16 protein-coding genes are annotated in these 20677 nt (G+C 71.3%); 11 read left to right on the plus strand and 5 right to left on the minus strand.

Going from position 1 to position 20677, the window contains the following annotated elements:
* Positions 1 to 67 precede the first annotated feature (67 nt).
* Complete coding sequence (mnmA, locus tag ACIHFD_RS55005; RefSeq protein ID WP_397373711.1) at positions 68 to 1126, plus strand: tRNA 2-thiouridine(34) synthase MnmA; 1059 nt, start codon at positions 68 to 70, stop codon at positions 1124 to 1126.
* Here mnmA and ACIHFD_RS55010 read toward each other — a convergent pair.
* Positions 1119 to 1751, minus strand: a complete 633-nt coding sequence (locus ACIHFD_RS55010; protein WP_397373712.1) for an MBL fold metallo-hydrolase — start codon at positions 1749 to 1751, stop codon at positions 1119 to 1121. The genes mnmA and ACIHFD_RS55010 overlap by 8 nt on opposite strands.
* A gap of 24 nt (positions 1752 to 1775) precedes the next feature.
* Here ACIHFD_RS55010 and ACIHFD_RS55015 point away from each other — a divergent pair, with 24 nt between their 5' ends.
* The 3 genes from ACIHFD_RS55015 (at position 1776) to ACIHFD_RS55025 (ending at position 7715) form a co-directional block, all read left to right on the plus strand.
* Complete coding sequence (locus tag ACIHFD_RS55015) at positions 1776 to 2768, plus strand: methionine synthase (RefSeq protein WP_397373713.1); 993 nt, start codon at positions 1776 to 1778, stop codon at positions 2766 to 2768.
* Between the two features lie 82 nt (positions 2769 to 2850).
* Entirely contained in the window at positions 2851 to 5040 is a 2190-nt protein-coding gene (gene ligA / locus ACIHFD_RS55020) for an NAD-dependent DNA ligase LigA (RefSeq protein ID WP_397373714.1), read from the plus strand.
* A gap of 602 nt (positions 5041 to 5642) precedes the next feature.
* Positions 5643 to 7715 (plus strand): putative bifunctional diguanylate cyclase/phosphodiesterase, encoded by a 2073-nt coding sequence (locus tag ACIHFD_RS55025; protein WP_397373715.1) that lies wholly within the window; start codon positions 5643 to 5645, stop codon positions 7713 to 7715.
* Here the strand turns inward: ACIHFD_RS55025 and ACIHFD_RS55030 are convergent.
* Entirely contained in the window at positions 7685 to 8179 is a 495-nt protein-coding gene (locus ACIHFD_RS55030; RefSeq protein WP_397373716.1) for a hypothetical protein, read from the minus strand. The genes ACIHFD_RS55025 and ACIHFD_RS55030 overlap by 31 nt on opposite strands.
* 146 nt (positions 8180 to 8325) lie before the next feature.
* Here ACIHFD_RS55030 and gatC point away from each other — a divergent pair, with 146 nt between their 5' ends.
* The 4 genes from gatC to ACIHFD_RS55050 all read left to right on the plus strand — a co-directional run bounded on the left by gatC (position 8326) and on the right by ACIHFD_RS55050 (position 13173).
* On the plus strand, positions 8326 to 8625 hold the full coding sequence (gatC, locus tag ACIHFD_RS55035) for an Asp-tRNA(Asn)/Glu-tRNA(Gln) amidotransferase subunit GatC (RefSeq protein ID WP_185068184.1): 300 nt from the start codon (positions 8326 to 8328) through the stop codon (positions 8623 to 8625).
* 67 nt (positions 8626 to 8692) lie between these two features.
* Positions 8693 to 10183, plus strand: a complete 1491-nt coding sequence (gene gatA / locus ACIHFD_RS55040; protein ID WP_397373717.1) for an Asp-tRNA(Asn)/Glu-tRNA(Gln) amidotransferase subunit GatA — start codon at positions 8693 to 8695, stop codon at positions 10181 to 10183.
* 2 nt (positions 10184 to 10185) lie between these two features.
* On the plus strand, positions 10186 to 11673 hold the full coding sequence (gene gatB, locus ACIHFD_RS55045; RefSeq protein WP_397373728.1) for an Asp-tRNA(Asn)/Glu-tRNA(Gln) amidotransferase subunit GatB: 1488 nt from the start codon (positions 10186 to 10188) through the stop codon (positions 11671 to 11673).
* A 138-nt stretch (positions 11674 to 11811) separates the two neighbouring features.
* The gene (locus ACIHFD_RS55050; protein ID WP_397373718.1) at positions 11812 to 13173 is read left to right on the plus strand and encodes an MFS transporter; all 1362 of its coding nucleotides are present in this window, start codon (positions 11812 to 11814) and stop codon (positions 13171 to 13173) included.
* Here the strand turns inward: ACIHFD_RS55050 and ACIHFD_RS55055 are convergent.
* The 3 genes from ACIHFD_RS55055 to ACIHFD_RS55065 are packed head-to-tail and all read right to left on the minus strand — an operon-like array spanning position 13157 to position 16122.
* Positions 13157 to 14665, minus strand: a complete 1509-nt coding sequence (locus tag ACIHFD_RS55055) for a tripartite tricarboxylate transporter permease (RefSeq protein ID WP_350729585.1) — start codon at positions 14663 to 14665, stop codon at positions 13157 to 13159. The two genes, ACIHFD_RS55050 and ACIHFD_RS55055, sit on opposite strands and share 17 nt — an antisense overlap.
* Entirely contained in the window at positions 14666 to 15151 is a 486-nt protein-coding gene (locus ACIHFD_RS55060) for a tripartite tricarboxylate transporter TctB family protein (RefSeq protein ID WP_397373719.1), read from the minus strand.
* Positions 15151 to 16122 carry a tripartite tricarboxylate transporter substrate binding protein gene (locus ACIHFD_RS55065; RefSeq protein WP_350729589.1) on the minus strand — a complete coding sequence of 324 codons (972 nt, stop codon included), beginning with the start codon at positions 16120 to 16122 and terminating at the stop codon, positions 15151 to 15153. Before ACIHFD_RS55065 ends, ACIHFD_RS55060 begins: the two co-directional genes overlap by 1 nt.
* 135 nt (positions 16123 to 16257) lie before the next feature.
* On the opposite strand from ACIHFD_RS55065, the gene ACIHFD_RS55070 reads away from it, so the two are divergent.
* The 3 genes from ACIHFD_RS55070 to ACIHFD_RS55080 all read left to right on the plus strand — a co-directional run bounded on the left by ACIHFD_RS55070 (position 16258) and on the right by ACIHFD_RS55080 (position 20661).
* A complete protein-coding gene (locus ACIHFD_RS55070) occupies positions 16258 to 17832 on the plus strand; it encodes an ATP-binding protein (RefSeq protein ID WP_397373720.1) in 1575 nt (524 codons plus the stop codon).
* An 88-nt stretch (positions 17833 to 17920) separates the two neighbouring features.
* Entirely contained in the window at positions 17921 to 18583 is a 663-nt protein-coding gene (locus tag ACIHFD_RS55075; RefSeq protein ID WP_397373721.1) for a response regulator, read from the plus strand.
* A gap of 92 nt (positions 18584 to 18675) precedes the next feature.
* A complete protein-coding gene (locus tag ACIHFD_RS55080) occupies positions 18676 to 20661 on the plus strand; it encodes a VanW family protein (RefSeq protein WP_397373722.1) in 1986 nt (661 codons plus the stop codon).
* Positions 20662 to 20677: the final 16 nt, after the last annotated feature.

The raw sequence follows: 20677 nt of genomic DNA on the forward strand, positions 1-20677 counted from the left end.
GGCCTGAATACTCGCAGACCCCGCCCATGGTCGCGCACTCCCGCGCGGACAGTACGCTGGAACGGTCATGGGACTGCGTGTGCTTGCCGCCATGTCGGGCGGCGTCGACTCCGCCGTGGCCGCCGCTCGGATCGCCGAGGCCGGTCACGACGTCACTGGTGTGCACCTCGCTCTGTCGGCCAACCCCCAATCCCACCGTACGGGCGCGCGGGGCTGCTGCACGATCGAGGACTCGCGCGACGCGCGACGCGCCGCCGACGTGATCGGCATCCCCTTCTACATCTGGGACATGGCCGAGCGCTTCCAACGCGACGTGGTCGAGGACTTCGTGTCCGAGTACGCCGCGGGCCGCACGCCCAACCCGTGCCTGCGGTGCAACGAGAAGATCAAGTTCTCGGCGGTGCTCGACCGGGCGCTGGCGCTGGGCTTCGACGCGGTCGCCACCGGCCACCACGCCAAGCTGGTCGACGGCGTGCTGTCCAGGAGCCCCGACCAGGGCAAGGACCAGTCGTACGTGCTCGGGGTGCTCACCCGCGACCAGCTCAGCCACGCGATCTTCCCGCTGGGCGACTCGACCAAGGCCCAGGTGCGCGAGGAGGCTGCCAGGCGCGGCCTGACCGTCGCCGACAAGCCCGACAGCCACGACATCTGCTTCATCGCCGACGGCGACACCCGCGGCTTCCTGGCCGAGCGCCTCGGCTCGGCCGAGGGCCCCATCGTCGACCAGAGCGGTGACGTCGTCGGCAGCCACCAGGGCGCCCACGGTTTCACGATCGGGCAGCGCAAGGGCCTGCACATCGACCGCCCGGCGGCCGACGGCCGGCCCCGCTACGTGCTGTCGATCGAGCCGGTTTCCAACACCGTCACGGTCGGCCCGCGTGCCGCGCTCGAGGTCACCTCGATCACGTGCGGCAGCCCGGTGTGGAACGGCCCGGCCACGGTCGAGGACCTGACCGTGCAGCTGCGGGCGCACGGAGAGGTGTACGGGTGCCGCTTCGCGGAGATCGGTGGCGGCGTCCGCATCGATCTCGACCGCCCGGCCACCGGAGTGGCGGCGGGCCAGGCGGCCGTGCTCTATTCCGGCGACACCGTGATCGGCTCGGCGACGATCGTCGCCGCTAGCTGAGCGTCACCGACTCGCCGACCGCCAGGCGGCGGATGTCGGCGCTCTGGTGCTCCGACTCCATCTTCAGCCAGTTGTCCACCAGGCCGAAGCCGATGTCGTTGTACAGGCCGTCATGGGTGGAGAACGCCCTTGCCGGGCGGATCTCGCGGAGATATTCGATCATCTCCCCGAGCTTCAGCCAGGGCCCGCCGGTCGGGACCAGCAGGGTGGGCACGTCCACTCCCGGGACCGTCAAGGCGTCACCCGGGTAGAAGATCTCGTCGTCCACGAGGAACCCGACATTCTGGACGACGGGCACGTCGGGATGGTTCTTGGCGTGCCACTCGCCGAAGGCCCGCACGCGGAAACCGGCCGCCTCGAACGCGTCGCCGTGCCGTACCACCTGGACCTTCTGCGGAACGTCCGTCAGATCCGCGGCGACGCCCTCGCAGGTGTAGATCTCCAGGGTGGGCGGCGCGGCCTTCAACTTGTCGACGTCCACATGGTCCCAGTGCTCGTGGGTGATCAGGACCGCGTCGGCCCCGTCGAGCACGGGTCCCTTGCTGAACGTCCCGGGGTCGATGATCAGGACCTTGCCGTTCTTCTCCACGCGTACACAGGCGTGCTCGTGTTTCGTCAGCTCCATTCCGCAGAGCCTACGCTTGTCCCCATGTCTACGTGGGAAGCCACCGGAGTCGGCTCGCACCCGGGCGAGGACCATCTCGAGGCGATCAGGGTCGTGTTCGGTGAGGTGCCCGGACTGCCGTACCTGCCCGAGCTGCCGGCCAGGGGCGTCGGCGCCGACATGATCGGCAGGACGGCCGGGCTGCTCGTCGAGCTGCCCGTCGAGGTGCAGCCCTCCGGGTGGCGGCTGACCGATCGGCCGGGGCGCGACCATCAGCGGGCCGTCGATCATCTGCGGCGGGACCTCGACGGGCTGGAGGAGGTCGGCCACGACTACTCCGGGCCGCTCAAGCTGCAGGTCTGCGGCCCGTGGACGCTGGCCGGGTCGATCGAGCTGAAACACGGCGACAAGATGCTCTCCGACCCCGGGGCCGTACGCGATCTGACCGACTCGCTGGCGCAGGGGGTCGCCGACCACTGCGCGGACGTGCGGCGGCGGCTGCCCGGGGTGACGGAGATCGTGCTGCAGCTCGACGAGCCGGGGCTGCCCGGGGTGCTGGCGGGGACCGTGCCGACGGCGTCGGGGTTCGGGCGGCTGGCGGCCGTCGAGGAGTGGCGGGTGGAGGAGTCCATGCGCTCCTTCGACGCCCCGATCGTGCACTGCTGCGCGCCGTCCGTGCCCTTCGACGTGCTGCGCAGGGCCGGGGTGCGCGGGGTGTCGGTGGACGCCGCGCTGCTGCGGCGCAGGGATGAGGACTCCCTCGGGGAGGCCGTCGAGGCGGGTCTGCGGTTCTTGCTGGGGGTCGTGCCCGGCCGGGACACCCGGCTGCCCGGCGTCGGGGTGGTCGCCAAACCGGCGCTGGAGCTGTGGCGGCGGCTCGGGTTCGCGCCCGACCGGCTGGCCGAGCAGGTCGTGCTGACCCCGGCGTGCGGGCTGGCCGGGGCGTCACCCGCGTACGCCCGCGCGGCCCTGGCGGCCTGCCGGAAGGCGGCCCAGGTGCTCAGGGAGGACCCGGAGGCCGGGTCGCAACGGGGGTGAGCGCTGAAGGTCAGTGCTCAGCGGTAGCGTTTGCACAGGTTGACGTACGGGTTCGGATTCGGGTTCGGGAGGGGAGCAGACGGTGAGTGAGCCAGGCGCCGAGGTGGCGGGCGTGCCCGTGGCCGCGCTCAAGCGGCATGCCGAGCTGAGCGAGCTGGTCGACGACGCCCGCTGGCGCTACTACGTGCTCGACCAGCCGACGGTCAGCGACGCCCAGTTCGACGGGTGGTTCAAGGAGCTGCTCGCGCTGGAGGAGTCGCATCCGTCGCTCCAGACCCCCGACTCGCCGACGCAGAAGGTCGGCGCCCCCGTGTCGGGCGACTTCGCCAAGGTCCAGCACCTCAACCGGATGGAGAGCCTCGACAACGCCTTCAACGAAGCCGACATGGCCGCCTGGATGCAGCGGGCGGAGCGGCTGGCCGAGGGAGATCCGGGGCCCTACCTCTGCGAGCTCAAGATCGACGGGCTGGCGATCGCGCTGGTCTACCGTGACGGCAAGCTGGAGCGCGGGGCGACCCGCGGCGACGGGCGCACCGGCGACGACGTGACGGCCAACGTCCGCACGATCAAGGGCGTCCCCCACCGGCTCACGGGCGACGACGTCCCCAGCCTGGTCGAGGTGCGCGGCGAGGTCTACATCCCGGTCGAGGACTTCAAGCAGCTCAACGAGCAGCTCATTGAGCAGGGCAAGCCGCCGTTCGCCAACCCGCGTAACTCCGCGGCCGGCACGCTGCGGCAGAAGGACCCGCGCGTCACGGCCCAGCGGCCGCTGCGGATGCTCGTGCACGGCATCGGCATCTGGGAGGGCTCGGCCGTGCCGCGGGCGCAGTCCGACGTGTACGACCGGCTGCGGGAGTTCGGGCTGCCGGTCAGCGATCTCTACCAGGTGGTGCCGGGGCTCACCGAGGTCAACGAGTTCATCGAGAACTACCGCGTGCACCGGCACGATCCTCCGTACGAGATCGACGGGGTGGTCGTGAAGGTCGACGACTTCCGCACGCAGCGGGAGCTGGGCTCCACGTCGCGGGCGCCGCGGTGGGCGATGGCGTACAAATACCCGCCGGAAGAGGTCAACACCAAGCTGCTCGACATCGAGGTGGGCGTCGGCCGCACGGGGCGGGTCACGCCGTACGCGGTGATGGAGCCCGTGACGGTGTCGGGCTCGACCGTCGAGCGGGCCACGCTCCACAACGCCGCCATCGTGGTCAAGAAGGGCGTGCTCATCGGCGACACCGTGGTGCTGCGCAAGGCGGGCGACGTCATCCCTGAGATCGTCGGGCCGGTGACGGCGCTGCGCGACGGGTCGGAGCGCGAGTTCGTCATGCCGACCCACTGCCCGGAGTGCGGCACCGAGTTGGCGTACGAGAAGGAGGGCGACGCCGACCTGCGCTGCCCCAACACCCACCGCTGCCCCGCCCAGATCCGCGAGCGCATCTTCTTCGCGGGCGGGCGGCGCGCGCTCGACATCGACGGGCTCGGCTACGTCGCGGCCACCGCGCTCACCCAGCCGCTGCCGCCCCAGGAGCCCGTGGTGCGCACCGAGGCCGACCTGTTCGACCTGACGCTGGAGCAGCTGCTGCCCATCAAGTCGATCGTCCGCGACCAGAACACCGGTCTGGCCAAGATCGACCCCAAGACCGGAGAGGAGAAGGTCGTCACCTTCTTCTCCAACATCGACGGCGGGGCCAGCCAGAACGCGCTGCAGCTCATCGAGGAGCTGAAGCAGGCCAAGCAGGCGCCGCTCGCCAACGTGCTGGTCGCCCTGTCGATCCGGCACATCGGCCCGCCGACCGCCCGCGCGCTGGCCGACGAGATGCGCTCGATCGACCGCATCATGAACGCCTCGGAGGAGGAGCTGGCCGCCGTCGAGGGCATCGGGCCCCGGGTGGCGGCCACGATCCGGGAGTGGTTCTCGGTGGACTGGCACCGGGAGATCATCGACCGGTGGCGGGCCGCGGGGGTGCGGATGGAGGACGAGCCCGCACCGGAGAAGGGGCCGCAGACGCTCGAGGGGCTGACGTTCGTGGTGACGGGGACGCTGGAGGGCTACACCCGCGACTCGGCGGCCGACGCGATCACCAGCCGGGGCGGGAAGGTGTCGGGGTCGGTGTCGAAGAAGACGTCGTTCCTGGTGGTGGGGGAGAACGCGGGGTCGAAGTACGACAAGGCGGTGAGCCTCGGGGTGCCGATCCTGGACGGGACCGGGTTCGAGGTCCTGCTGAAGGACGGCCCGGAAGCGGCCGCGGCTGCGGCGGTGCCCACGGAGGCTTAACACCATCCGACGGCCGGGCGCTGGTGCGGCGGTGCCCGGCCGCTGCTCGGGATGCGGTGCCGGGTGAGCGGCGTGCGCTATGCGGCGCTCCGGCGAGCTGGGCGCTTGGTGGGTGGCGCGTGTGGGGATGGCACGGCAGCGCGCGGGAGCGGGTGAGGCGGCGGGGGTGGCGTCGCGTCGCCGGGATGGCACGGCAGCGCGCGGGGGTGGGTGGAGCGGCAGGAGCGCCGCGTGGGCCGTGTCGCGGCTCTCGGCGAGGGCGTTCTTGGGCGCCGCGTCGGCGGGGTGCGGTGCGGTGGAGTTCGGCGCTGGTGTGCGGTGCCTGGCCGCTGTGGGATGCGGCGCTGGTGTGTGGTGCCCGGCTCGATGCGGGATGCGGCGTCGGGTGGAGTGGGGCGGGCTGGGTGGCGTCGGGGTGGGGCCGCTGTCGGTGGTGGGGGCCGAGAGGGTCGGTTGTGCGGGGAGGGTAGGCGGCTTGCTACCGAGGGTGGTTTTTGGGTATATGTCGGAAAGGAGAAGTGACGGAACGTACGCGCTTGGTTTCGCGAAGTGGGGTGAAGGTCGTACCCTCCCATAGTGACCTAATGGGGGTTCTGTTACCGATGACTGACCCAACCGACACCCGCGACACCGGACCACGCGTCGGCTCGCCGCTCTGGGCGTTCCTCGCGGGCATAACCGTGATCGGCTTCACCGCGCTCGTGGTGGCCATGCTGAGGCTGGACGCCGTCGGGCTGGTGGAGCTCGCCCGCACGCCGCTGTTCTGGGCGCTGTCGGTGCTGGTGATCCTGGGCGAGCTGAGGCCCGTGATGGTGTCGTCCGCCGCCTCTGTGGGTGGCACGTACCCCTCCACCATGTTCACCTTCGCCGTGCTCCTGCACTTCGGGCTGCCCGTCGCGGTGCTCATGCAGGCCGTCGCCGTCGCCATGAACGGGGTGGTGACGCGTAAGGCGTGGCATCGGGTCATGTTCAACATCGCGCAGTCGACGCTCGCGCTCACCGCGGCGGCCGTGGTGATGGGGGTGTTCGGGATCGCGCCGAGCCCGGCCGTGCCGTGGGTGCCGGACGGGTCGGACCTGCCGGCGATCGCGCTGGCCGGGGTCGCGTACTTCGCCACCAGGGCGGCTCTCGTGTGCGGCGCGGTCGCGTTGCACGAGCGGCGCTCGATCACGCGGGTGTTCAGGGTCACGGTCGTCCCGCAGAGCCTCGTGTACGTCGGGCTGCTCGGCCTGGCGCCCCTGGTCGTCGTGGCCATGGAGCACTCGCCCGGCATGGTGCCCCTTTTCGTCGCCCCGCTGGCCGCCGTCTACTTCACCGCCACGCTCTCGATGCGCCGTGACCATCAGGCCCTGCACGACGAGCTGACCGGCCTGCCCAACCGCAAGATGCTCATCGTCAGCACGGAGGAGGCGCTGGCCGAGGCCCGGCACGACGAGCGGGTGGGCCTGTTCCTCCTCGACCTCGACCGGTTCAAGGAGGTCAACGACACGATGGGGCATCCGGTGGGCGACCGGCTGCTGCAGACGGTGGCGCACCGGCTCACCCATTCCGTACGCCCCGGCGACGTCGTGGCGCGGCTGGGCGGTGACGAGTTCGCCGTGCTGCTGCCCTCGATCAGGGACGCCCACGCGGCCAGAGAGGTCGCGGCCCGGCTGCGGGCGGCGCTGACCGAGCCGGTCCGGCTGGAGGGCATGACCTTCGACGTGGACGGTTCCGTCGGGATCGCGCTCTATCCGGACCACGCCCCCGATTTCGAGCTGCTGCTGCAACGGGCCGACGTGGCCATGTACCTGGCGAAGGAGGGGCGGACCGGGGTCGAGCTCTACCAGCCCGACAAGGACCGCAACTCTCCCGAACGCCTCAATCTCCTCGGCGACCTGCGCCGTGCCATCGACAGCCGCGAGCTGCGGCTGCACTTCCAGCCCAAGGTCAGCCTCGGCACCGGCGCCGTCCAGGGCGTCGAGGCGCTGCTGCGGTGGCGTCATCCGGTGCACGGGATGATCCCGCCGTCGGAGTTCGTGCCGCTGGCGGAGCAGTCGTACCTGATGCGGCCCCTCACGGCGTACGTCATCGAGGCGGCGCTGGAGCAGGCGGCCCGCTGGTGGCACACGGGGCTGCAGGTGCAGATCTCCGTCAACATCTCGGCCCGCGACCTGCTCGACTCGGCTCTGCCGGAGCAACTGGAGGTCGGCCTGGCCGCCTCCGGGCTCCCGCCGGGGGCCATCCAGCTGGAGGTGACCGAGCGCATCCTGACGGGCGACCAGGCCTACACCCACGAGACCATCAAGGCGCTGGCCGCGCTGGGCGTGCCGCTGGCGCTCGACGACTTCGGCACGGGCTACTCGTCGCTGATCCGGCTCCAGCGCCTGGCGGTGTCCGAGGTCAAGATCGACGCCTCGTTCGTACGCCGGATCGCCGAGTCGGAGGACGACTACCGGATCGTCCGCTCGATCGTGGACCTGGTCCGCTCGCTCGGCCTCCGCTCGGTCGCCGAAGGCGTGGAGTCGGACGAGGTCGCGATGCGGCTGGACGAGATGGGGTGCGACATGGGGCAGGGGTGGCTGTTCGGGCGGCCCATGGCCGCCGCCGACGCCACGGTCTGGCTCAGGGAGCACACCGGCGCTGGGCCCGGGATCGAGTACGGCTACCAGCCCGAGGTCAGCCGATCGGCCTGACCCGGCGGGCGCTTCCGCAGGACCGGCGGGCGCTTCCGCAGGACGCGCCGGAGCAGGTAGGCGGGCAGGAGCAGGGTGGCGAGCGAGAGGGCCGACAGCAGCAGCACGCCGGGCCAGTCGTAGGAGCCCGGACGGAACACCTTGACGTCGTGGCCCGCGTCCAGGGCGGGTACGCGGTCGCCCTCGGACAGGTCGAGGGGCTCGTACCCGTAGATCCAGGCGCCCTGCCGGATCCGTGCGGGGGACTCGAAGACGCCCCCCCAGCGGCAGGGGCCGCGGCCCGAGCAGTCCAGGTCGGTCGCCGTGAAGGTGCCCATCGTGCCCTCGCCGTGCGCGGCGCGGTACTCCAGCCGGGCGGCGGACACGGTGGCGGCCGCCAGCAGCACTCCGGCGACGAGCACCAGAGGCATCGTCAGCACGATGAGCACCACCAGGCATCCCGCGCCGCAGCCGTTCCGCTCCACGGCCGACCCCCTGTCCCCAAGCGGATAACGAGCGGGAGCAGGGTGAGGTTCGTTTCGGGGCGGTTAATCGGTTCGGGGCTGCCACGTCAAGCCCCCTAGGATGGCATTGTCCAAAGACTCCATCCACGAAACGGGTTACACGACTCATGTCCGCCATAACCCGCGACGAGGTCGCACACCTGGCCCGGTTGTCCAGGCTGGCGCTCACCGACGACGAACTCGACCACTACGCCACCCAGCTCGATGCCATCATCGAAGCGGTTGCGAAGGTCGCCGAGGTCGCCGCCGAGGACGTGCCGCCATCGTCGCACGCGCTTCCGCTGACCAATGTCTTCCGTGCCGACGAGGTACGACAGTGCCTGACGCCCGAGCAGGCGCTCTCCGGCGCGCCCGCCGTCGAGGACGACCGCTTCCGGGTGCCGCGCATCCTCGGGGAGGAGGCATGAGCGAGCGTAGCGAGCGAACAAGTAAGCACAGCTCTGTCAGGCTCATGTGCCCGACGAAGGAGGGCGCATGAGTCTGATCCGCAAGACTGCCGCCGAGCTGGGATCGATGATCGCCGGCGGCGAGGTGTCGGCCGTCGAGGTGGCCGAGGCGCACCTCGACCGCATGGCCGAGGTCGAGCCCAAGGTCCAGGCGTTCCTCCACATCGATCGCGAGACGACGCTGGAGCAGGCGCGGGCCGTCGACGCCAGGCTGAGGGCGGGCGAGAAGCTCGGCCCGCTGGCCGGCGTGCCGATCGCGCACAAGGACATCTTCGCCACGCGCGACATGCCGACCACGGCCGCGTCCAAGATCCTCGAGGGCTGGCGCCCGCCGTACGACGCGACCGTCACCGCGCGGCTGCGCGAGGCGGGGCTGGTCTTCCTGGGCAAGACCAACCTGGACGAGTTCGCCATGGGCTCCTCCACGGAAAACTCGGCGTACCAGGTCACCCACAACCCGTGGGACCTGACGAAGATCCCGGGCGGCTCGTCGGGCGGCTCCAGTGCCGCCGTGGCCGCGTACGAGGCGCCGCTGTCCACGGGCACCGACACGGGCGGCTCCATCCGGCAGCCGGCCTCGGTGACCGGCATCGTGGGCATGAAGCCTACTTATGGTGGCTCGTCCCGTTACGGGCTCATCGCGTTCGCCAGCTCGCTCGACACGCCGGGCCCGTTCGCCCGCAACGTGCTCGACGCGGCGCTGCTGCACGAGGCGTTCTCCGGGCACGACCCGATGGACTCCACCTCGATCGACGCGCCCGTGCCGAGCGTGGTCGAGGCCGCGAAGAACCCCGACATCGCCGGCATGCGGATCGGCGTCGTCAAGGAGTTCGCCGGCGAGGGCTACCAGGCCGGCGTGCTGGCCCGCTACCACGAGGCCGTGCAGCTCCTGGAGTCGCTCGGGGCCAAGGTCGTCGAGGTCTCCTGCCCGTCGTTCACGACCGCGCTGCCCGCCTACTACCTGATCGCGCCGTCGGAGTGCTCGTCCAACCTGGCGCGCTTCGACGCCATGCGCTACGGCCTGCGCGTCGGCGACGACGGCACCCGCAGCGCCGAGGAGGTCATGGCGCTGACCAGGGCCGCCGGGTTCGGCGCCGAGGTCAAGCGGCGCATCATGCTCGGCACGTACGCGCTGTCGAGCGGCTACTACGACGCCTACTACGGCCAGGCGCAGAAGGTGCGCACGGTCATCTCCCGCGAGTTCGAGGCCGCCTACCAGCAGGTCGACGTGCTGGTGTCGCCGACCACGCCGACCACGGCGTTCGGGATCGGCGAGCGCGCCGACGACCCGATCGCGATGTACCTCGCCGACCTGTGCACCATCCCGTCCAACCTGGCGGGCAACGCGGCCATGTCGGTGCCGGTCGGCCTGGCCGACGAGGACAACCTGCCGGTCGGCCTGCAGATCATGGCGCCGGTCCTGGCCGACGACCGCTGCTACCGCGTCGGTGCGGCCGTTGAGAAGGCCCTGGAGAGCCGCTGGGGCGGCCCGCTGCTGAAGGAGGCCCCGTCGCTATGACCATGGTCTATGACGAAGCGCTCGACCGGTTCGAGCCGGTGCTGGGCCTGGAGACGCACGTCGAGCTGGGCACCAGGTCGAAGATGTTCTGCGGCTGCAAGACCGCCTTCGGCGCCCCGCCCAACACGCAGGTCTGCCCGACCTGCCTGGCGCTCCCCGGGTCGCTGCCGGTGGCCAACGCCGCGGCCATCGAGTCGACCATCCGCATCGGCCTGGCGCTGAACTGCTCGATCGCCGAGTGGTGCCGCTTCGCCCGGAAGAACTACTTCTATCCGGACATGCCGAAGAACTACCAGATCTCGCAGTACGACGAGCCGCTCTGCTTCGACGGCTACCTCGACGTCGAGATCGACGGCAGGACCGTGCGGATCGAGATCGAGCGGGTGCACCTGGAGGAGGACACCGGCAAGTCCACCCACGTGGGCGGCGCGACCGGGCGCATCCAGGGGGCCGACTACTCGATCGTCGACTACAACCGCGCCGGCATCCCGCTGGTCGAGATCGTGACCAAGCCCATCCCGGGCACCGACCGGCTCGCGCCCGAGGTGGCCAAGGCGTACGTCACCGAGCTGCGCGAGATCATGCGCTCCCTCGGCGTCTCCGACGTGCGCATGGAGGAGGGCTCGCTGCGGTGCGACGTCAACGTGTCGCTGATGCCGCGCGGCTCCTCCGAGTGGGGCACCCGTACGGAGACCAAGAACGTCAACTCGCTGCGCAGCGTCGAGCGGTCCGTGCGGAGCGAGATCGAGCGCCAGGCGGCCGTACTGGCCGACGGCGGGAAGATCATTCAGGAGACCCGGCACTTCCACGAGGACACCGGCACCACCACGTCCGGCAGGTCCAAGGAGGAGGCGCAGGACTACCGCTACTTCCCGGAGCCCGACCTGGTGCCGATCGCGCCCGACACCGCCTGGGTGGCGGAGCTGAAGGCGGCCCTGCCCGAGCTGCCGTCGGTCAGGCGCAAGCGGCTGCAGGCCGAGTGGGGGCTGTCCGACCTCGACATGCAGGCCATGCACAACGCCGACGCGTTCGACCTGGTCGAGGCCACGGTCGCGGCGGGCGCCCCGGCGGCGGACGCGCGCAAGTGGTGGATGGGCGAGCTGGCCAGGCGCGCCAACGAGACCGGCGCCGCGCTGGCCGACCTGCCCATCACCCCGGCGCAGATCGCCAGGGTGACCGAGCTGGTGGCCTCCGGCGCGCTCAACGACAAGCTGGCGCGGGAGGTGCTCGAAGGCGTGCTGGCCGGTGAGGGCACTCCGGACGAGGTGGTCGAGAAGCGCGGCCTGCAGATCGTCAGCGACGAGGGCGAGCTGCTGGCCATCATCGACCAGGTGCTGGCCGCCAACGCCGACGCGGCCGAGAAGGTCAGGTCCGGCAAGATCGCCGCGGCCGGCGCCCTGGTGGGCGGCGTCATGAAGGCGAGCAGGGGCAAGGCCGACGCGGCCCGCGCCCGCCAGCTGATCCTGGAGAAGCTGGGCGTCTCCGAATAACGCAGGCAAACGATGAGGGCCTCGCCGTTCCGACGGCGGGGCCCTCGGCTTTGGCGCGGGGTCCTAGGCCCAATTGCCGGGGCCGGCTAGGACCGGCGCTGGAGGCGCCGGGAGACGGGGCTCCGTAGCGTTCGGGACATGAAGAGAAAAGCGTTGACGGCGGGCCTGGTGGCGATGGTGTCGCTGGTGGCCTTCGAGTACATGGCGGTCGCGATCGCCATGCCGGTCGTGGCCAAGGAGCTCGGCGGGCTGGAGCTCTACGGTCTGGCGTTCAGCGGGGCGATGGCGGCCAGCGTGGTGGGCACCGTGCTCGGCGGCCGGTGGGCGGACGTACGCGGCCCCCTGGCGCCCCTGTGGACCGGTGTGGCGGGGTTTGTCGGCGGTCTGACGGTGGTGGGGCTGGCGCCGAGCATGGAGGTGCTGATCGCGGGCCGGTTCCTGCAGGGGTTCGGCGGCGCGCTGGTCAGCGTGGCGCTCTATGTCGTGGTGGCCCGGGTCTATCCCGAGGAGCTGCATCCGCGGATCTTCTCCCTCTTCGCGACCGCGTGGGTGGTGCCCTCGATGGCGGGGCCGGCGATCGTGGGAGTGGTGACCGAGACGCTCGGGTGGCGCTGGGTGTTCCTGTTGGTGCCGATGCTGACCGTGGCGGGCGGCCTGGTGCTGCTGCGCGGGCTGGCGGGTCAGCCTTTGGCCGGTGGGCAGAGCGAGTCCGAGCCCGGCCTGCTGGGGAAGATCGGCTGGGCGGTCGTGACGGCCGTGGGCGCCGGGCTCATGCAGTACGGCAGCGACGGGCGGCTCGTGCTGCTGGTCGCGGGCCTGGCGGTGCTGCTCGTGGCGCTGCCCAGGCTGCTTCCCGCCGGTACGCTGCGCGCCGCCCGCGGGCTGCCGTCCGTGGTCGGGCTGCGCGGCCTGGCCTCCGGCGCGTTCTTCGCGGCCGAGGTGATCGTGCCGCTCATGCTGATCCAGGCGCGCGGCCTGTCGACGCTGGCCGCCGGCCTCGTGCTCATGGGAGGCTCTCTGACCTGGTCGTTCGCCTCGTGGCTGCAGGGCCGCGAGACCTTCAGCCAGGTGACGAACCTGCGGCTGGGCTCGGCCATGCTGGCGCTGGGCATCCTGCTCATGGGCACGGTGACGTTCACCGCGGTGCCGGTGGGGCTGGGCTACCCGGCGTGGATCATCACCGGCTTCGGGATCGGCCTGCTCTACCCGACGCTGTCGGTGCTGACGCTGGAGCTGTCGGCGCCCGGCGAGCAGGGCAGGAACAGCTCGGCGCTGCAGGTGGGCGAGTCGGTGTTCTCGGTGGTGGCGGTGGCCGTCACCAGTGCGCTGTTCACGGCGGCCCACTCGGGATACTGGACGGTGTACGCGGCCACGCTGGTCATGGCGCTGGCCGGGCTGGCGATCGCGCCCCGGTCTTTCGGGCGCTGGGCCACGAGCGGTTCCGCCGATCCGGTGGCACCGGCGGAACCAGCTCGTGAGCCCGTCAATCGACCGGTGTGACCGCACGCCGCCGGGCCGACAGCGTCCTGAACACCGGCGTGAGCAACGCCAGGGCGGCCAGGACCAGCAGCACCACGGCGACCGGGCTGCGCACGAGGACCGTCACGTCGCCGGCCCCGATCGCCAGGGCCCGGCGGAGCTGGATCTCCGCCATCGGGCCCAGGATCATGCCGATCACCGCGGGGGCGACCGGCAGACCGAAGCGGCGCATGGCGTAGCCCAGGAGACCCAGGACGTACAGGACCACGAGGTCCACGACGGTGCCGTTCAGGGCGTAGACGCCGAGGGCGGCGAACAGGACGATCCCGGCGTACAGGTACGGGCGGGGGATCCGCAGGACGCGAGCCCACAGGGGAGCGAGGGGCAGGTTCAGCACCAGCAGCATCGTGTTGCCGATGAACAGCGACGCGATCATGCCCCACACCAGCGCCGGGTTGTGGTCGAACAGCTGCGGCCCGGGCTGGAGCCCGTACTGCTGGAAGGCGGCCAGCAGGATCGCGGCCGTCGCCGACGTGGGCAGGCCCAGCGTGAGCAGCGGGACCAGGGTGCCCGCCGCGGAGGCGTTGTTGGCCGCCTCGGGCCCGGCCACACCCTCGATGGCCCCCTTGCCGAACTCCTCGCGGGCCTGTCCGCGCGCCAGCCGCTTCTCGGCCGCGTACGACAGGAAGGTGGGGATCTCCGCCCCGCCGCCGGGCAGCGCGCCGAACGGGAAGCCCAGCGCCGTGCCGCGCAGCCACGGGAACCAGGAGCGCCGCCAGTCCGCGCGCCCCATCCACGCCCGTCCGACGGGCACCACCTCGGGCGTGTCGTGGCGCAGCCGCGAGGCCACGTAGAGGGCCTCGCCGAGCGCGAAGAGCCCCACCGCGACGATCACGACGTCGATGCCGTCGAGCAACTGCGGGATGCCCATGGTGAGCCGGGCCTGGCCGGTCTGCTGGTCGATGCCGACGAGCCCGATCACGAGCCCGAGGCCCAGGGAGGCCAGGCCGCGCACGACCGAGCGGGACAGCACGGACGACACGGCGGTGAAGGCCAGGATCGCCAGCGCGAAGTAGTCCTCGGGACCGAACGAGATTGCGAAGCTCACCACGGCGGGCGCGGCCACGACCAGCAGCGCCGTGGCGATCGTCCCGGCCACGAACGAGCCGATGGCCGCCGTGGCCAGCGCCTGCGCCGCCCGGCCGCGCCGGGCCATCTTGTTGCCCTCCAGCGCCGTGATCATCGACGAGGACTCGCCGGGCGTGTTGAGCAGGATGGAGGTGGTCGAGCCGCCGTACATGCCGCCGTAGTAGATGCCCGCGAACATGATGAACGCGCTGGCCGGCGGCACCGTGAACGTGATCGGCAGGAGCAGCGCCACGGTCATCGCGGGCCCGATGCCGGGCAGCACGCCGACCAGGGTGCCGAGCGTGACGCCGACGAGCGCGTACAGGAGGTTGACGGGGGTGAGCGCGGCGGCGAAGCCGTCGAGCAGAAGCTGGAGCGACTCCACCTAGATCACCCCCGCCAGCAGCCCGCCCGGCAGCGACACGCCGAGGCCCTTGACGAACAGCAGGTACGTGGCGAGCCCCACGACCACCGAGATCACGGCCGTGCGCACCTTGTGCTCGGCCCCGAGCGCCAGTGACAGCCCGAAGAACAGCAGGCTCGCGCCGATGATCCAGCCGAGCACGTTGAGGAGCGCCGTGAACGCCAGGAAGATTCCGCTGACCAGCCCGACGCTGCGCCAGTCCGTGGGCGCCTCCACGTCCACGTCCTCGCTCTCCTCAGGGTCGCCGTGGCCGCCGCGGATGACGTCGGCCACGTAGAACAGGCCGATGAGCACCATGGCGCCGCCCACCAGCATGGGGAAGAAACGGGGCCCGATGCCGAGCTGGGAGGCCGCCGCGGAGACGTCCAGCGTCCCGATCACGACGAGCACGCCCAGGCCCAGCACCACGACCGCCAGCCCGAGCTCGGGCCGCCACCAGCGAGTCATCAGGAAACGAGCCCCATCTCGGCGATGATGCCCTTGACCCGGGTCTGCTCGGAGCTCAGGAAGTCGGTGAACTGCTGCCCGGTCTGGAACGAGTCGATCCAGCCGTTCTTGCTCACCGCGTCCTTCCACGGCTGCGAGTCGTGCATCTTGGTGACCAGGTCGGTCAGCGCCTTCTTGTCGGCGTCGGACAGGCCGCCGGGGGCGACGAAGCCGCGCCAGTTGGCCAGCGAGACGTCCAGGCCGCCCTCCTTCAGCGTGGGCGCGTCCAGGCCGGGGATCCGCTCGGCGGAGGTCACGCCGAGGGCGCGCAGCTTGCCGGACTTCACGTGCTCCGCGAACTCGGCCACGCCCGAGATGCCCGCGCTGACCTTGTTGCCGAGCAGCTCGTTGAGCGCCTCGCCGCCGCCGGAGTGGGCGATGTAGTTGACCTGCTTGGGGTCCACGCCCGCGGCCTTGGCCATCAGGCCCGCCACGATGTGGTCGGTGCCGCCGGCGGACCCGCCCGAGATCGACACCTTCTTCGGGTCGGCCTTCCAGGCCGCCACCATGTCGGCGAGCGACTTGTACGGGGACTCGGCCGGGACGACGACGATCTCGTACTCCTCGGTCAGCTTGGCGATCGGAGTGGTCTCGGCCAGGGTGACCTTGGACTTGTTCTGCTCGATGGCGCCGACCATGACCAGGCCCATGGTCATCAGCAGGTTGCCGTTGCCCTTCTCGCCCGCGAGCTGCGCCAGGCCGATCGTGCCGCCCGCGCCGGGCACGTTGTACACCTCGACCTTGCGCTTGGAGTCGGCGGCCTTGATCGCCTGCTCCGCGATGCGGGAGGTCTGGTCCCAGCCGCCGCCGGGGGAGGCCGGAGCCATGATCCGCAAGGAGCCGCTGGCGGACGTGCCGGTGCCTGACTCGCCGCAGCCGGTCAGCGCGGCGAGGGAGAATGCCGCGAGGGCGGCGAATACGCGCAAGCGCATGATCACTCCAGGGGGTGTTTCACGGTTGTAAAACTGGGATCGTGAAGCCCCCGCTCGCTCACGTCGAGGCTTTGCACGCTTGCCGTCATAGTGGTCGTATTGGTCGCAACCTGGCCGTGACCTGCGTTTGTTTCCATGTGCAACGTGAGACGCGTCTATGACGCCTCCCTCGGGACCCAGCTGTTCGTGCTCCAGATGGTGATCGTGATCCTCGCCGTCGGGGGCACCGCAGGGGTGTGGGCCGAGCACACGCGCGATCAGCTCGACTCGCTGCACCAGCAGCGGGCGCTGGCCATCGCGCAGTCCGTGGCAGGGCTCCCACAGGTCAGGGAAGCGTTCAAACTGAAGAATCCGGAGACGGTCCTGCAGCCGCTGGCCATGAGCGTGCAGCACGAGACCGGCGCCGACTATGTGGTGATCGCCAACGCCGAGCAGAAGCGCTACGCCCATCCCAACACCCTGCTGATCGGCAAGCAGCTGTCCACGGACGGCACCACCGTGCTCAAGACGGGCAGGAGCTGGGTCGGCACCGAGACCGGCACGATCGGCACCACGGTCAGGGGCAAGGCCCCCATCCGCGACGAATACGGCAGCGTGATCGGCCTGGTCTCGGTCGGCGTGCTGGAGACCACGGTCGTCGGCCAGCTCGGCGCCGCGCTCCCGCCGCTGGTCTGGACGGCGCTGGCCGTGCTGCTGGCGGGGCTCACGCTGGCCGCGGTGATCACCGCGCGGGTGCGCAGGCAGACGTTCGGGCTGGAGCCGCGCGAGATCGCCGCGCTGCTGGAGCAGCGCGAGGGTGTGCTGCACGGCGTCAAGGAGGGCGTGCTCGCGCTCGACCTCAACGGCCGCGTCACGCTGGTCAACGACGCCGCCCGCGAGCTCCTGGGCAACGTCGGCGAGGACCTGACGCAGATGCCGGTCTCCGAGCGCATGCGCGACGTGCTCGGGGGCGCCGACCCCGGCGAGGACCGCGTCGTGCTGCACGGCGAGCGCGTGCTGGTGCTCAACCGCACCCCGGTCTCGGTACGCGGCCAGCACCGCGGCTGGGTCGTCACCCTGCGGGACCGCACCGAGCTGACCCGGCTGGCCCGCGAGCTCCACGACACCAGCAGCGCGACGGACGCGCTGCGGGCGCAGGCGCACGAGTTCGCCAACCGCATGCACACCATCGTCGGCCTGCTGGAGCTGGGCGAGCACGATGCGGCCATCAACTTCATCACCCGCAGCACCGGCGGCGCCTACGTCACCGACCTGCGCGAACGCGTCCAGGACCCCACCCTGGCCGCCCTGCTGCTGGCCAAGTCCGCCGAGGCGGCCGAGCGGGGCGCCCGGCTCGTGCTGTCGGACGACTCCGCCGTGCCCGAGGGCCTGCTCGGCGACCCGCAGGACGCGGTCCTCGTGGTCGGCAACCTGGTCGCCAACGCCATCGACGCGCTCGACGGCGCCGAGGGCACGATCGAGGTGTCGGTGCAGGCCGACACCGACGGGCTGCGCGTTCGGGTGGGCGACTCCGGGCCGGGCATCGCGCCCGACCTGGTGGAAGAGGTGTTCAGGGAGGGGTTCACCACCAAGGCCGCCCAGTCGGGGCCGCGCGGGCTCGGGCTGGCGCTGACCCGGCAGGCGTGTCTGCGCCGGGGCGGCTGGGTACGTGTACGGAACTCGGGCGGCGCGGTCTTCACGGCCCTGCTCCCGGCGAAGGCCCGCACGTGATCCCGGTGCCGGGATCCGCGGCGGAGGTGCGCGTGCCGGGACCCGCGGCAGTGGTGCGCGTGCCCGGGCTCCTGGCGGAGGTGCGGTCATGAGTGACATCCGGGTGCTGGTGGTGGACGACGACTTCATGGTCGCCCGCATCCACAGCGGCTACGTGGCGCGCGTACCCGGATTCCGGGTCGTGTCCGTCGCGCACAGCGGGGCCGACGCGCTCACCGCGGCGGCCGAGCTGCGGCCGGACCTCGTGCTGCTCGACATCTACCTGCCCGACATGTCGGGACTTGAGGTGCTCAATCAGCTCCATGGTGTGGACGTCCTCATGATCAGCGCCGCCCGCGACGTGCCCACGGTCAGGGAGGCCATGCGCGGCGGTGCCGTCAACTACCTCATCAAGCCCTTCACCGCCGCCGCGCTGACCGACCGGCTCCAGCAGTACGCCGACACCCGCAGGCGCCTGACCGCCATCGGCCCCGAGGCGCGGCAGGACGACGTGGACCGGCTCTTCGGGAGCCCCAAGACGTCCGCACCGATGCCGAAGGGGCTGTCGGCGGCCACGTGCGAACTGGTCGCGGACACCCTCCGGGAGGCGGGCCGCGACCTGTCGGCGACCGAGACGGCCGAGCTCACGGGCCTGTCGAGGGTGAGCGTCCGCCGCTATCTCGAATACCTGTGCGTGGCCGGGCAGGCCGAGTTCCGGCCCCGTTACGGCACCGCCGGACGGCCGGAACATCGCTACCGGTGGCTAGGTTGACACACTTCCGTAGCCATTTCCCGTGACATATGCGGATCCGCGTGCCTTACTGTTGCCTGAGACTTGGCTGCGGACCGGGAGGAGATTGAGGCGTGCGTAACGCCGGACCGATCGAATCACCGACCGACCCGTTCGCCTCGGTGCCGTTACCCGCGTCGGGGGTCTCCAAGAAGCCGCGGATCGAAGGGCTGCCCCCGGGTGTCTCCCGGGACATCTTCGGCCCCACGGACAGGCAGGAACCCCGGCCGGCCCAAGGCCCGAGCGCCCCGGGCGGTCCCTCGGGCGGTGCGCTGCCCCCTGTGGCGCCGCCGGCGCAGCCATGGCCGGTGAACGGCAAGCAACCGCCGTCCCCGCCCGCGCCCGTGTTCGGCTCCCCCTCGGAGCGGCCGACCTCGTACGAGCCCGAGCCGCCTCGCAAGCGCCGCCTCCTGCCGGGCCTGCTGGTGTGCATCGTGCTGCTCGCGGCGCTGGCGTACGTGGTGCCCGCCGTGCTCATGTCGGGCTCCGTCCTGCGCGGCACCCAGGTCTCGGGCGTCGACATCGGCGGGCTGACCGTCACCCAGGCGGCCGACAAGCTCCGCAACGAGCTCGCCACCCGGCTGAGCCGCCCGGTCGTGGTCGACATCGCCGGCCGCAAGGAGACCATCCAGTCCGACGAGGCCGGTCTCGAACTCGACGTGGTCGGCACGATCGGCCAGGCGCCCAGCGGGTTCCCCAGCCCGCAGGAGGTGTGGCGGGGCCTCACCGGCAAGACCCAGCTCCAGCCGAAGGTGAACCTCGACTCCTCGCAGCTGGCCAGGACCGTCGAGGGCATGGCCGAGGCCGCCGACAAGAAGCCCCACGAGGGCCGGGTGACCTTCACCGGGCTGGAGCCGAAGGCCCGCCAGCCCGAGGACGGCGTGCTGCTCGACCGGGAGGACGCCGTGCGCCGGATCGGCGACGCCTTCCTGCAGGGCGGCGGCAACGTCGTGCTCACCCTCAGGCCGGCCAAGTCCGTCACCAGCGCCGACGCCGTCGCGACCGCCCTCACCAAGGCGAAGCAGGCCGTCTCCGGGCCCGTCACGCTGACGGTCGGCGACAAGCAGGCGCAGATCCCCCCGGCCGTGATCGCCGCCAACCTGACCTACAACTCCGACGGCTCCGGCGGGCTCGCGCCCCAGTTCGACACCACGGCGGTGCTGGCGGCCCTGGAGAGCCGGCTGGTGGACGCGGCCCAGCAGCCGCGCGACGCCACGTACGACATCGTGAACGGCAAGCCGGTCCTGGTGCCCGCCCGCACGGGGCGGGGCGTGAACGGCAAGCTGCTGGCCAGGGACGCCGAGCGGCTGTTCGACGAGGGCGGCAGCCGGACGATCCCGGTCCGGCTGGGCGCCGTCGCCCCCGCGGTCACGACGGAGCAGGTACGCGACCTCGGGGTCAAGGAGACCGTGGGCACGTTCACCACGTCGTTCGACGCCGGCCAGCCTCGCGTCAAGAACATCCAGCGCATGGCGCAGGAGCTCGACGGGCAGCTGGTGAAGCCCGGGGCGACGTTCTCGATCAACGAGGTCGTGGGCGAGCGCACCGTCGAGGACGGGTACGTCGAGGCGGGACAGATCGTCGGCGGGCGGATGGTGAGCATCGTCGGCGGCGGGGTCTCCCAGTTCGCCACGACCATGTACAACGCGGCCTTCTTCGGTGGATTCGATCTGGTCGAGCACCAGCCGATGGACTTCTACGCCCCTCGCTACCCGCCCGGGCGGGACGTGGCGCTGCTCTATCCGGACACGGACCTGAAGTGGCGCAACGACTCCGACTTCGGCGTGCTGATCAAGACGGCCTTCACGGAGACTTCGGTGACGGTCACCTTGTGGAGCACCGAGCGGTACGACGAGGTGGAGGCGGTGGCGTCCGAGAAGCGGGACATCCGGCCGTTCCGGACCGAGACCAGCTCGGCGCCGGGGTGCTTGCCGACGGTGGGGGAGCAGGGGTTCACGATCGATGTGACCCGGGTGTTCCACCAGGACGGCAAGGTGGTCAAGAAGGACAAGAAGCTGACCACCAAGTACCGGCCCCAGTCCCAGACCACCTGCAGCTGACCCCCCGCTCGTCCCG

The sequence above is a fragment of the Nonomuraea sp. NPDC051941 genome (genome assembly GCF_044593615.1).

Coding starts and splice junctions, on each gene's coding strand:
- mnmA (WP_397373711.1), top strand. CDS start 68: ATGGGACTGCGTGTGCTTGCCGCCATGTCGGGCGGCGTCGACTCCGCC.
- ACIHFD_RS55010 (WP_397373712.1), bottom strand. CDS start 1,751: ATGGAGCTGACGAAACACGAGCACGCCTGTGTACGCGTGGAGAAGAAC.
- ACIHFD_RS55015 (WP_397373713.1), top strand. CDS start 1,776: ATGTCTACGTGGGAAGCCACCGGAGTCGGCTCGCACCCGGGCGAGGAC.
- ACIHFD_RS55025 (WP_397373715.1), top strand. CDS start 5,643: ATGACTGACCCAACCGACACCCGCGACACCGGACCACGCGTCGGCTCG.
- gatC (WP_185068184.1), top strand. CDS start 8,326: ATGTCCGCCATAACCCGCGACGAGGTCGCACACCTGGCCCGGTTGTCC.
- gatA (WP_397373717.1), top strand. CDS start 8,693: ATGAGTCTGATCCGCAAGACTGCCGCCGAGCTGGGATCGATGATCGCC.
- gatB (WP_397373728.1), top strand. CDS start 10,186: ATGGTCTATGACGAAGCGCTCGACCGGTTCGAGCCGGTGCTGGGCCTG.
- ACIHFD_RS55050 (WP_397373718.1), top strand. CDS start 11,812: ATGAAGAGAAAAGCGTTGACGGCGGGCCTGGTGGCGATGGTGTCGCTG.
- ACIHFD_RS55060 (WP_397373719.1), bottom strand. CDS start 15,151: ATGACTCGCTGGTGGCGGCCCGAGCTCGGGCTGGCGGTCGTGGTGCTG.
- ACIHFD_RS55065 (WP_350729589.1), bottom strand. CDS start 16,122: ATGCGCTTGCGCGTATTCGCCGCCCTCGCGGCATTCTCCCTCGCCGCG.
- ACIHFD_RS55070 (WP_397373720.1), top strand. CDS start 16,258: ATGTGCAACGTGAGACGCGTCTATGACGCCTCCCTCGGGACCCAGCTG.
- ACIHFD_RS55075 (WP_397373721.1), top strand. CDS start 17,921: ATGAGTGACATCCGGGTGCTGGTGGTGGACGACGACTTCATGGTCGCC.